This is a genomic window from Natronococcus amylolyticus DSM 10524 (genome assembly GCF_000337675.1).
Lineage (GTDB): Archaea > Halobacteriota > Halobacteria > Halobacteriales > Natrialbaceae > Natronococcus > Natronococcus amylolyticus.
The window spans coordinates 1-12,202 of sequence record NZ_AOIB01000027.1 but is presented as its reverse complement, the minus strand read 5'-3'; the positions used below and the strand labels follow the sequence as shown (position 1 = coordinate 12,202).

Sequence of the window (12,202 nt, the reverse complement as noted above, 5' to 3'; positions counted from 1 at the left end):
GTCGATCCGACACCAGGTCCTCGGTATGGACGACCTCGAGACGCTCGCCGAGGCGATTCGAACCGCCGACACCGCGGCCGTCCTCACGGGTGCCGGCATCTCGGCGCCCTCGGGAATCCCCACGTTCCGGGGCGACGACGGCGTCTGGGACCATTTCGACGAGGGACAGTTCACCTACGGCCGCTTCCGGAGCGACCCGGAGGGGTTCTGGGCGGACCGCCTCGAGCTCCAGGAGGCGATGTTCGGCGGCGAGTACGAACCCAATGCGGGCCACGAGGCGCTGGCCGCGCTCGAGCGCGACGGCTACCTCGACGCGGTCTGTACCCAGAACACGGACGGCCTCCATCGGGACGCGGCGGTCGCCGCTCGGGACGGCGAGACCGACGCGCCGAACGTCGACGGCGAGGGTTCCGTGCTCGAGCTTCACGGCAACGCCCGCCGGGTTCGATGTACCGACTGCGGCCGACGACGCGAGGGCGAGCCGATCTTCGCGCGGGCTGCCGACGGCGAGCTTCCGCCGACCTGCGACTGCGGCGGCGTCTACAAGCCCGACGTCGTGCTCTTCGGCGAACAGCTTCCGGGCGCCGTGATCCAGCGCGCACAGTCGCTGGCCCGCGAGAGCGACGTCTTCCTCGCGATCGGCTCCTCGCTGGTCGTCGAGCCCGCGGCCTCGCTCCCCCGGCGGGCGGCCTCGAGCGGCGCGACCGTCGGCGTGATCAACCTCGAGTCGACCCCGTGTGACGCGGCGGTTGACGTGGTCCGCCGCGAGGACGTGACCGAGGTCCTGCCGCGGCTGCGGGAGCTCGTCGAGTCGTAGCTCGATCGTCCGGGGGCGGGTTCGACGACGTCGCTCGAGACGATCGCTCTTAGGCGTCGTACTCCTCGCCGAGGTCCTCGTAGATCTCCGGATCGGTCCGGAACTTGAGCACGTTGTGGACCGCCGAGTTACGAACGTTGGCGATGACGTCGCCGTACTCGGTGTAACAGTCGTGGATCCACCGGGACACCTGCTCGCGGTTCCGGAACATCATCACCGTCTTCCACTGGTACTCCCCGTCCGAGAGGAAGAAAAAGAGGGTGTGTTTGTCCTCGCGGATGTGCTCCATCGCCTCGCGCCAGCCGTCGGCGAAGCCGTCGGTGTTGAACTTGAACTCGAACAGCGCGAAGATGTAGTACTCCTCGTTGGGGATGATCGCCTCCCGGAAGACGCCCTCGTTTCGCATCCTGCGGATCGACTCACTGACGGTCACGTGGGAGACGTCGATGTCGTAGTCGGTCTCGAGTACGTCGGTCAGCTCCCGTGAGGAGAGCTGCGGGTCCTCCGCGAGCTCGCAGAGGATCGCGATGTCACGGTCCTTGAACTCCCAGTTCGGGGGGTCGTCGCTCATGGTTCCTACTAACGCGGTTTCCACTGTTTACGTGTTCGGTTCGCGCAACGTCTCGGAGTAGCGAGCGGATCGGCGACTCGAGGCCCGTCCGACCTGTCGTGAGTGACGCGACCGCTTCCACTGTTAACTGCCGTCGGTAAGGACCCGTCCCGGCGTCTCTCAATTCTCCGTCGAAAGCCGCCCGAGTGACTCATCGCCGATCTCCTCGAGGACGCGCTCGTGGAACGCCTGCAGGGCCGCGCTCTCGTCTTCGGCGAGGACGACGTCGCTCGCCGAGAGGGTCGCCAGCCCGAACGCCCGCGGCGTCGGCGAGTCCAGCAGCTGGCGCTCGACCGACAGCTCGCCGGAGTCGATCGCCGCGACGATCCCCTCGATCTCGGCGACGTTGAGCTTGTCCTCCAGAATCTCGCGGTAGGTTTCCTCGATCACCGCGAACCCCTCGAGATCCTGCGCGAAGCCCAGCAGCATCTCGCTCGAGACCTGCTGCTCGCTGGCCGATTTCTCGTAGCCTTTGTACCGTTTGAGGATCATCAGCGCGCGCGTGGCGTTGATCCGGAAGTACCGCTGGAGCAGGTCGGTCCCCGAGAGGGCAGCGCGCAGATCCTCGCGGACGTCATCGGGATCGAGATCGTCGAGGATCTCCTCGAGATCGATCTTGCGATTCAGCGGCATCGAGAGGGCGAAGCCGTTGTCGGCGACAGCGACCTTGACGTTCGCCGTCGCCTCCTGTGCGCAGTGGTAGGCCAGCAGCCGGGAGAGGCCGTCGTTGACCCTCCGCCCGTAGTTCGAGTGGACGTAGTAGCGACGCTCGTACTCGTTGCGATCGCGCTCGACCTCGATCGCGAGTCGCTCGTCCGTGCTGACGCTTTCGACGCCCGCGTACCGCAGCTGGTGGTCGAATAGCCGCGCGATCGCCCGCACGCTGTCGTCGTCGAGCGGGAACCCGCGCAGCCACCCGCGAACGCGCGAGGGACCGCCCGTCTCGTAGTGCTCGAGTAGCTGGCGTTGAAACGCCAGGATCTCGCAACCCAGGTCGTAGGAGAGCGGCAGTCGCTCGGAGTACCACGAGGGGACCGTCGGTCGGGCGCTCGTGTGGTCGACGTACACCTTCGACCCTCGGCGGTAGCGGTACTCGAAGTGGTTTCCGCCGAGGACAAAGACGTCGCCCTTCTCCAGGGTATCGAGGTAGTTCTCGTCTAACTGGCCGACCCACTCGTCGCTCGCGCGGGTGTGGACGTCGCAGGTGAACGAATCCGGAATGGTGCCGATGTTGGTCATGTAGATCACCCGCGCGAGCCGGCCGCGCTTGCCGATCAGGGGCTCGCCGACGGGGAACCCCTCGTGGTGGTGTTCGCCGCCGGGCGGGTCGTTCTCGTCGCGCCAGATCTTCGCGTAGACGTTCTTCTCCTCGAGGCCGGCGTAGTCGGCGGTGAGGTACCGGCAGAGCGACTCCCACTTCTCGTCGCCGTACTCCCGGTAAGGGTACGCACGCCGAAGGATCCCCCTCACTTCTGATTCGGGACGGATCTCGGCGATCGCCATTCCGTACACCTGCTGGGCCGCGACGTCCTGGGCATTTCTGGGGATCGACACCGAGTCGACGAACCCGTCCTCGGCCTTCTTCAACATGACCGCACACTCGAGCAGTTCGTCCCGATCCAGCGCGATCACTCGACCCGTGACGGTCTGGCCGACACGGTGGCCCGCCCGCCCGATCCGCTGGAGAAGGGCGGCGACCGATTTCGGGGAGCCGACCTGCACCACGAGGTCGACGTGGGGCATATCGATCCCCAGCTCGAGGCTGGTCGAGGACGTCACGACCTCGAGGTCGCCCGCCTTCAGCCGACCCTCGACGTCCTGGCGGACCTCCTTCGAGAGGCTGCCGTGGTGACAGCCCGAGTTCGCCTCGTCGTAGGCGTCGAAACGCTCCCGGAGGTTGTGCAGCACCCGTTCGGCGCCCGAGCGGGTGTTCGTAAAGACGAGCGTGTTCGTGTGGTTCTGCACGTGCTCGTGGAGCGATTCGTAGAAACGGTCCTGGACGACCTCGCGGGGGGTGTGGATCAGGTCGTCGGTCGGCGACTCGAGTTCGATGTCGAACTCGCGGGCGAAGCGGGCGTCGACGATCTCGTACACCCGGGGAGCGCCCCTCGGCTCCTCCTGGCCGACCAGGAACTCCGCGACCTGCGAGAGCGGGTCGATCGTCGCCGAGCAGCCGATTCGCGTGATCTCGCCCGCGGCCATCGTCTCGAGTCGCTCGAGGCTCACCGAGAGGTGCGTTCCCCGCTTGCCGCCCGCAAGCGAGTGGATCTCGTCGACGATGACGTACTCGACGGTGCGGAGCTTCTCGCGGAATTTCGGGGAGTTCAGCAGGATGGCCAGCGTCTCCGGCGTCGTGTTCAGGATGTGGGGGGTCTCCTCGAGCATCTTCTGGCGCTCGCTCGAGGGGGTGTCGCCGTGGCGGATGGCGTGGCGGATCTCGCCGACCGCTTCCCCTCGCTTCTCCGCGACGGCCTCGATCCCCTCGAGGGGCACCTCGAGGTTGCGGTGGATGTCGTTTGCCAATGACTTCAGCGGCGAAACGTAGAGGCAGTAAACGGAGTTCTCGAGGCCGTCCTCGTGTTCCCGACTCCGGCGGTAGAGTTCGTCGATGATCGCGGTGAACGACGCCATCGTTTTCCCCGAACCTGTCGGAGCACAGACGAGCGTGTTCGTCCCTGCGTCGATTTTCGGGAGCGCTCCCTTCTGGGGCGGCGTGAAGAAGCCGTCGTTCTCGGGAACGAACTCGCCGAACTCCTCGAGCCACCACTCCTGGACGGCGGGCTCGAGCAGCTCGAAGACGTCGCGGTCCTCGATCGTGACGGCGTCCGGGTCGAAGGGCAACTCCTCGTCGGCGATCGGCAACTCGAGCCCGTCGATCCCGTCCATCACCCTGATCTGGGAGGCCGCGGTGTAAGAGGGTTTGGCCAGCGGGGCGAAAGTGAAACGGCCGTTCGTGCGGTCGGCAACCGGGATGGCTGCCTGCACCCGCAAGTCGTACGTATATACTCCTGTTCGGTGGGAAAAAGAGACGACCCGCGTCGCGTGGCGACACGGAACGTGACCTCCGACTCGGAGTCCAAGCCCCTCGGGGTTCCGCTCGCGACCGCACGCCGCAGCCGAACTCGAGCGACCGACGGCTCGAACTCACTTCACAACTTTCCGAAACTATGACGCGAATCACTCGACGCGCCCTGCTTTGCGGTCTCTCGCTGTCAGCCGGCGTCGGCGCGCTCTCGGCAGCGTCGCTGAAACGGTCGCAGTCGACGTCGGACATGGACTCGACCGACGGACAGGAGTTCGATCCTCGCATCGACGGGTTCGGCTTCGAGAACTACGCGACGCCCCCGGTCCCGCCGGAGCCGACGGAGTTCGTTTCGAGGCGCGAGCTCCGTGAGGAACTCACGGGCCGACTCGAGACTCCACTGGGGACGCGAGTGACCGACACCCTGCAGGCCGACTCGGGGCCGCGGCTCGGGACGGTCGTCGACGAGATCTACACGAACGCCAATCGACTGTTCGGAACGAAGGGGTACTGCTACGGGATGGTCGCGGCCGCGCAGTGGTACTGCGAGGAGCCGGCCGCCGTCCCGCTCGAGCGCGACTCCGCCAGCCAGATCGGCCACGTGAACGAACCGCTCGAGGACGATGCGGTCGCGCCAGTTCGGGACGATATCGAACGGTTCCATCGCCAGCAGTTCCTGGACGCCGAGTCGTGGCTCCGGCGGTGGGCGCTTCTCAGTCCCGACTGGATCGACTACGAAACGCAGGCGCGCGAGCTTCGGGCCGCGATCGACGAGTTCGGATCGGCCGGGATAACGATCTCCGGCGAGGACGTCCTCAACGGCCACTACCTGCTGTTGTACGACTACGAGGTGAACGACGCCGACGTCGTTTTCGCCGTCTACGATCCGAACGACGCGGCCGAACGGTACGTCGAAGATCCCCCTCCCGTTATCGGGATTCAGATAGACGATCACGAACCGCTGTTCGGATCGTACGCGGGGACGTACGACCGGTTCCTGTTCACCCCGGCCGACCGGGCGATCAGCGCCCGCGGCAGGGTCGATCGGTAGCGCTCGAGTCGAACTCAGAGCTCCGTGACGACCTCGACGCCCCGCGTCTCGTAGTCGGACATCGCCGCGAGCCGGTCCGAGACATCCTCGAGCCCGACCTCCCTCGTGACGAGCGCGTCGGGTTCGAGCCGGCCCGACGCGATCAACCGAAGCAGTTCGTCGTACCGCGAGGGCGGCATCCCCCGCGAGCCGACGACCGTGACGTCCCAGCGGGTGATCTCGTCGATCGGGAGGGACACCTCGCCGCGCTCGGCGTCGGTGGTGAGCCCGATCTGGACGTGGGTGCCTCGAGTGCGGAGACAGTCGACGCTGTTCCGGCAGGTCTCGGCGCGGCCGAGCGCGTCGACGGAGACGTGGGCGCCCCCGTCCGTCGCGGACTCGATCTCGGCCGGGACGTCGACGCCGTCGCCCGCAGTTACCGTGGCGTCGGCACCCAGTTCGGTCGCCAGCTCGAGGGGGTCCTCGCGGATGTCGACCGCCGCGACGTTGGCTCCGAGCGCGCCCGCGATCTGGACGGCTGCGAGGCCGAGCCCGCCGCAGCCGTGGACGGCGACCCAGTCGCCGGCCGCGAGGTCGGCCCGGTGGGCCAGCGCGTGGAAGGCCGTGACGTAGCGACAGCCCAGCGCGGCCGCCTCGACCGTCGAGACGCCGTTGGGAAGCGCCACGGCGTTGAAGTCGGCGTGGGGAACGCTGACCTGTTCGGCGAACGCGCCGGGGACCGTCTCCTCGAAGCCCAGGGCGTAGCCGTCCTCACAGACGTTCCCGTGGCCGTTTCGACACTGGGGACAGGAACCCTCGCCGAGGTTGAACGGGATCGCGACGCGGTCGCCGGGCTCGAATCGACTCACGCGGTCGCCGACGCGGGCGACGGTTCCGGCGGGTTCGTGGCCCAGTATCTGTCCGATCGGCACCTGATCGTCGGCCCACTCGCCGTGGCCCTGCCAGGCGTGCCAGTCGCTCCGGCAGATTCCGCAGGCCTCGACGTCGACGACGACGCCGTGGGGTTCGGGCTCCGGATCCTCGACCGACTCGATCGACAGGGGCTCGCCGTAGGCCTCGAGTACTGCAGCGCGCATACCAAAGCGTCCGCAGGCGAATGAGTAATCACTGGCGAATGCGGCGACCGAGAGCCAGCCTTATCGGGTGTGCGGTCCCAGAGTCGGGCATGCGCGTCACCTTTCTCGGCACGGGCAGCGCGATGCCCACCGGCGAACGCTTCCAGACGGGGATCCTCGTTCAGGACGAGGGCCGAACGCTGCTGGTCGACTGCGGCTCCGGTATCCTCCACCGGCTCCAGCAGTCCGGCGTCGGCTACGAGGCCGTCTCGACGGTGTTGCTCACCCACCACCACCTCGACCACGTCGCCGACCTGCTGCCGCTGATGAAGGCCCGCTGGCTCGCCGGCGAGGAACACCTCGAGGTCGTCGGTCCGCAGGGCACCAAGTCGCTCGTCGACGGCCTGCTCGAGGTCCACGAGTACATGCAGGACAAACTCGAGTTACAGGTCCGGGAGGTCCACCCCGGCGAGTTCTCGGTCGCGGGGTTCGACGTCTCCGCCTATGAGACGCGTCACTCGCTCCCGTGTCTGGCCTACCGGTTCGACGACCGCTTTACGTTCAGCGGCGACAGCGAGGCGTTTGCGGGGCTGGCGAACTTCGCGGAGGGCTCCGCGATCCTGGCCCACGACTGCTCGTTCCCCGACGACGTCGACGTCTCGAACCACCCGACGCCCGAAACGCTCGGACGCGAACTGGCCGGCCGGGAGATCGGTCGGGTCTATCTGACCCACCTCTACCCCCACACGGAGGGCCGGCACGAGGAGATGCTCGAGTCGATCGGCGCCCACTACGACGGCGACGTTCGCTTCGCCGAGGACCTAACGACCGTCTCGATCGAGTAGCTCTCGGCGCGGGTTCCGTTCTTTTAGCCCCTCGACCCGATCAGCAGCGGCGATATCGCCTGCGGGTCGGGAGATGCGAACAGGTATATGCGGCGAGTTTGTAGGATCGTAACAACAGAATGCCCCTCCCAATCCGATCCACCCGTACGCCCGAGGTGAGCGGATGAGCCTTCCGTATCGGCTCTCGGAACTGATCACATCGTACTCCAAGATCGTTATCGTCGCGTTGCTGTTGACCACGGCGCTCGTCGGCGCAGGAATGCCGATGGTCGACGACGACTCCTCGCTCGACCAGTTCGAGGGCGAGTCCGCGGAAGCCGAGGCCCTCGAGGAGATGGACGACAACTTCGCCGCGGAAGGCGATGAGAACACGACCTCGGTCCAGCTGATACACAGAGACGAGGGCGGGAACGTCCTCACGCAGGAATCGCTGATCACCTCGCTCGAGTTCCAACAGGAGATCCGCGATAACGAGTCGATCAACGCGACGCTGGCCGACGACGATCCGATCTCCGGCGTCGAGAACATCCTCGCGATGACCGCGATCACGAACGAGGAGATCGACGAACTCGAGGAGCGCGGCGACGAACTCGAGGACCGCGAGGCCGAACTCGAGGACCGCAGCGACGTCCTCGAGGAGGGTATCGATGACGTCACCCAGCTCCAGCGCGAGTACGAGGAGGCGTCGGCCGACGGCGACGAGGCCGCGGCCGACGAGATCGACGCCGAGATCGAGGCGACGATCGACGGGGCGGTCGACGAGGCCGAACTCGACGCCGACCAGGCCGACGAGTACGAGGCGTTCGCCGAGGACGCCCGCGAGGTCGAAACCAACCGATGGACCCTCGAGCGACAGGCCGAACTGCCGCCCGAGGAGCTTCCCGAGTACCAGGAACTGAACGAGGCCCTCGAGGAGGTCTACACCGGCGCGACGGTGGGCGTACTCGCAGAGGAGTTCGAACAGCTCGAGGAAGACGCCGCCGAACTCGAGGACGCACAACAGGAACTCGAACAACGCGGCGAGGAACTCGAGGACCGCGAAGCCGCCCTCGAGCAGCGAAGCGGGACACTCGAGGACGGGCTCGACGAGGCGCTTGCCTTCCAGCGCGAAGCGTTAAACGAAGGTGGCGAAGCCGCCGTCGCCGAAACCGACGACGAGATCGACGCGACGGTCGCGGCAGCAGCGACCGAAGCCGAACTCGACGCCGACCAGACCGCGGAGTACGAGGAACTCGTCGATCAGGCCCTCGGAATCGACCTCACCCGGTGGGGGATCGAACAGGCGAGCGACGACCCCGAAAGCGCCCCCGGCTACCAGGAGCTGACCCAAAACCTCGAGGAGGTGACGCTCGGCGCAACCGTCGGCGTCCTCGAGGAGGAGTACGAACAGCTCGAGGCCGACGCCCAAGCGCTCGAGGAGGACGGACAGGAACTCGAGGAGGACGGACAGGAACTCGAACAGCGGGAGTCCGCGCTCGACGACCGTGCGACGACGCTTGAGCAAGGTCTCGACGAAGTGCTCGAGCTCCAGCGCGAGTACGAGGAGGCCTCCGAGGCCGGCGACGACGAAACGGCAGCGGAGATCGAAGCCGAGATCGAGGCGACGATCGAGAACGCCGCGGCCGAGGCCGAACTCGACGCCGACCAGACCGCGGAGTACGAGGAGCTCGCCGAGCAGGCTCGCGAGATCGAATCCAACCGGTGGACGATCGAGCAGCGGCCGGACGATCCCGAGGAGATTCCCGAGTATCAGGAGCTGAACGAGGCCCTCGAGGGGATCTACGCCGGCGCGACGATGGGCGTCCTCGAGGACGAGTACGAACAGCTCGGCGACGACGCCGAGGCCCTCGAGGACGACTGGGACGAGTTCGAGGAGGACGACGAGACGCCGTCGCTCGACGAGCAGATCGAGGCCCTCGAGGACTTGGACGACGAGGAGTTCGAGGACCTCATCGGAGACGTACTGGACGAGGACGACGACGGCAACGAGGGCGCGGCGCTCGGCTTCATGCCCTCTGACTACGAGCCCGGCTCGACCGAGGCCGACGCCCGGATGACGATCGTCACCCAGGAGACGACCGCTGGCGACATGGAGATGGGCGGCGAGATGGACGCGACCCTCGAGACCCAGCTCGATCTCCGCGAACTCGCGAACCAGCACGAACAGGAGTACGTCATCTTCGGCGCCGGGATCATCACCGACGAGATCGAGAACTCGATGGACGACAGCCTCGCGATCGTCGGTCCGCTGGCGCTACTGTTCGTCGTCGGCGCGCTGGCGATCGCCTACCGCGATCCCCTCGACATCGTCCTTGGGGTCGTCGGGATCGGCGGCGTGTTGATCTGGACGTTCGGCTTCATGGGCTGGGCGGGGATCGCGTTCAACCAGATGATGATCGCCGTGCCCGTACTGTTGATCGGGCTCTCGATCGACTACGCGATCCACGTCTTCATGCGCCACCGCGAACAGCGCGAGGCCGAAGGGAAGACGAGCACCGTCCGCGGCTCGATGGCGATCGCGCTGGCCGGCGTCGGCGTCGCGCTCGTCTGGGTGACGGCGACGACGGCGATCGGCTTCCTCGCGAATCTCGTGAGTCCGATCGCTCCGATCCAGGAGTTCGGAATCATCAGTGCGTTCGGAATCATCGCCGCGCTGATCATCTTCGGCGCGTTGATTCCCGCGCTGAAAGTCGAGATCGACTCGCTGCTCGAATCCCGGGGCTGGGACCGTCGCAAGCGCGCGTTCGGGACCCGCGAGGGCGGGTTCACGAGCGCGCTGACACTCGGCTCGAGCGCGGCCCGAAAGATCCCGGTGATCGTCCTGATCGCGGCCCTTCTGCTCACGGCGGGCGGCGTCTACGGGGCGGCCCAGGTCGACACCAGCTTCGAGGAGGAGGACTTCCTCGCGGAGAGTCCACCGGGCTGGACCGAACACCTGCCGGGGTCGATGGCGCCCGGCGAGTACCAGGCCGCCGACGACCTCGAGTACATCAACGACAACTTCCAGCGCGAGGACACGGAGGCACAGATACTGGTCGAGGGCGGGATAACCGACGATGGGGCCTTACAGCAGCTCAACGAGACCCAGGACGAGGCCTCCCAGAGCGACGTCGTCTACACGCTACCGAACGGCGAGGCCGACGTCGAAGGACCGCTGTCCGTGATGGACGACACCGCAGCCGAGAACGAGTCGTTCAACGAGTCGTTCCAGGCTGCGGATACGACCGGCGACGGCACTCCCGACCAGGACGTCGAGGCGCTGTACGACGAGCTGTTCGAGGTCAACGAGGACGAAGCGAGCACAGTCATCCACCGGACCACCGACGGAGAGTACGAGTCGGTTCGGCTGATCGTCGCGACCGACGGCGGCGCGAACGTCGGCGACGTCACCACCGAGCTACGATCGATCGCCGGCGATCTCGACGCCGCCGGCACGGGCGACGAGCGTAACCTCGACGCGGGTGAGGGCGAACTCAACGCCTTCGCCACCGGCGATCCGATCGTGAACTACATCGTGGAACAGGACCTGCTCGAGACGGTCCTGCAGAGCCTGCTGATCACACTCGTGGCCGTCTTCGCGTTCCTGACGGTCGCGTACTGGCTGACGGGCAACAGCGCGACTCTGGGGGCGGTGACCCTGCTCCCGGTCGCGTTCGCGGTCAGCTGGATCCTGGGCACGATGTATCTGGTGGGGATGCCGTTCAACGTGCTGACGGGGATGATCACCAGCCTCACGATTGGGCTCGGCGTGGCCTACAGCATCCACGTCAGCGCCCGGTACACGCTCGAGTTGGAGCGTCAGGGCAACGTCTGGTCGGCAATGCACACGACCGTGACCGGAACCGGGGGCGCGTTGCTGGGCAGCGCCGCGACGACCGTCGGCGGCTTCGGCACCCTCGCCTTCGCGATCCTCCCGGCGCTTCGGCAGTTCGGGATCATCACCGGGATGACGATCATCTACTCGTTCCTCGCGAGCGTGATCGTCCTGCCGACGCTGCTCGTGCTGTGGACGCGGTACTTCGGTCCGGACGTCTCGTTCGACCGCTCGAGGGTGGGAGCCGCGACGCCGGCCGCGAGCGACGGCGGAACCGAAATGGAAACGGACACGGTCTCGGAGAACGCAGGGGAGGACGAACCGTGACCGACGACGAGAGCGAGGCCATCGACGCGTTCGAGCGACTCGGCCTCACGAGCTACGAGGCCAAGGTCTTCATCGCACTTCACCGGCTGGGGTCGGGAACCGCCCGCGACGTCGCGAGCGTCACCGACGTCCCTCGATCGCAGGTGTACAGCGTCGCCGAGAGCCTCGAGGATCGGGGGCTGCTCGAGGTCCAGCAGTCGAGCCCGATTCGGTATCGACCGGTCAGCATCGACGAGGCCGAAGAGACGCTTCGAAACCGCTTCGAGCGGGAACGCGATCGAGCCTTCGAGTTCGTCGATTCGGTCAAACAGGAGTCGACGACGGAGGAAACCCAGGAGGACATCTGGACGGTACGGAGCCGCGACCGAGTCGACGACCGCGTCGTCGACCTCCTGTCGCAGGCTGACGAGGAGATCGTCTTCGGGACCCGCCTGACGGAACTCGTTACGTCCGAGATCGAACGGACCCTCGAGGAGCAAGCGACCAACGGCGTCTCGATCACCGTCATCAGCAGAAACGAGACCGTCCGGGACCGCCTGGGTGCGATCGACGGCGTTGTGACAGCCATTCCGCCGGCACACCGCGACGACGATCAGCGTTCGGGCCGAATCGTGATCGCCGATGAGGACAGTATCCTGTTGAGCGTCTGTCTCTTATACAC

At 66.6% G+C, this 12,202-nt stretch carries 8 protein-coding genes; 5 read left to right on the top strand and 3 right to left on the bottom strand.

Annotated elements, in window-relative coordinates:
* The first annotated feature begins 25 nt into the window (after positions 1-25).
* Positions 26-817, top strand: coding sequence for an SIR2 family NAD-dependent protein deacylase (locus C491_RS12790; RefSeq protein WP_005556903.1), 792 nt, complete (start codon positions 26-28; stop codon positions 815-817).
* 49 nt (positions 818-866) lie between these two features.
* Here the strand turns inward: C491_RS12790 and C491_RS12785 are convergent, their stop codons facing one another.
* Together C491_RS12785 and C491_RS12780 are read right to left on the bottom strand one after the other, a co-directional pair.
* Positions 867-1,388: an Lrp/AsnC family transcriptional regulator gene (locus C491_RS12785; RefSeq protein ID WP_005556901.1), complete on the bottom strand. Its 522-nt coding sequence runs from the start codon at positions 1,386-1,388 to the stop codon at positions 867-869.
* Positions 1,389-1,547: 159 nt separating this feature from the next.
* Positions 1,548-4,313 (bottom strand): ATP-dependent helicase, encoded by a 2,766-nt coding sequence (locus tag C491_RS12780; RefSeq protein ID WP_005556898.1) that lies wholly within the window; start codon positions 4,311-4,313, stop codon positions 1,548-1,550.
* 281 nt (positions 4,314-4,594) lie between these two features.
* Between C491_RS12780 and C491_RS12775 the strand changes: the two genes are divergently transcribed.
* Positions 4,595-5,500 carry a hypothetical protein gene (locus C491_RS12775; protein ID WP_005556896.1) on the top strand — a complete coding sequence of 302 codons (906 nt, stop codon included), beginning with the start codon at positions 4,595-4,597 and terminating at the stop codon, positions 5,498-5,500.
* Between the two features lie 14 nt (positions 5,501-5,514).
* On the opposite strand, the gene C491_RS12770 is transcribed toward C491_RS12775, so the two are convergent.
* On the bottom strand, positions 5,515-6,576 hold the full coding sequence (locus C491_RS12770; RefSeq protein ID WP_005556894.1) for a zinc-dependent alcohol dehydrogenase family protein: 1,062 nt from the start codon (positions 6,574-6,576) through the stop codon (positions 5,515-5,517).
* An 89-nt stretch (positions 6,577-6,665) separates the two neighbouring features.
* Between C491_RS12770 and C491_RS12765 the strand changes: the two genes are divergently transcribed.
* From C491_RS12765 to C491_RS12755, 3 genes are all read left to right on the top strand, one after another.
* Positions 6,666-7,400 carry an MBL fold metallo-hydrolase gene (locus C491_RS12765; protein WP_005556892.1) on the top strand — a complete coding sequence of 245 codons (735 nt, stop codon included), beginning with the start codon at positions 6,666-6,668 and terminating at the stop codon, positions 7,398-7,400.
* A gap of 163 nt (positions 7,401-7,563) precedes the next feature.
* On the top strand, positions 7,564-11,541 hold the full coding sequence (locus C491_RS12760) for an MMPL family transporter (RefSeq protein WP_005556890.1): 3,978 nt from the start codon (positions 7,564-7,566) through the stop codon (positions 11,539-11,541).
* On the top strand, positions 11,538-12,202 hold a 665-nt coding region (locus C491_RS12755; protein WP_005556888.1), incomplete at its 3' end, for a TrmB family transcriptional regulator. The genes C491_RS12760 and C491_RS12755, both read left to right, overlap by 4 nt.

Excerpts from the sequence above, each read along its gene's own strand:
- C491_RS12790 (WP_005556903.1), top strand. The coding sequence starts at position 26 with ATGGACGACCTCGAGACGCTCGCCGAGGCGATTCGAACCGCCGACACC.
- C491_RS12785 (WP_005556901.1), bottom strand. The coding sequence starts at position 1,388 with ATGAGCGACGACCCCCCGAACTGGGAGTTCAAGGACCGTGACATCGCG.
- C491_RS12780 (WP_005556898.1), bottom strand. The coding sequence starts at position 4,313 with ATGGACGGGATCGACGGGCTCGAGTTGCCGATCGCCGACGAGGAGTTG.
- C491_RS12775 (WP_005556896.1), top strand. The coding sequence starts at position 4,595 with ATGACGCGAATCACTCGACGCGCCCTGCTTTGCGGTCTCTCGCTGTCA.
- C491_RS12770 (WP_005556894.1), bottom strand. The coding sequence starts at position 6,576 with ATGCGCGCTGCAGTACTCGAGGCCTACGGCGAGCCCCTGTCGATCGAG.
- C491_RS12765 (WP_005556892.1), top strand. The coding sequence starts at position 6,666 with ATGCGCGTCACCTTTCTCGGCACGGGCAGCGCGATGCCCACCGGCGAA.
- C491_RS12760 (WP_005556890.1), top strand. The coding sequence starts at position 7,564 with ATGAGCCTTCCGTATCGGCTCTCGGAACTGATCACATCGTACTCCAAG.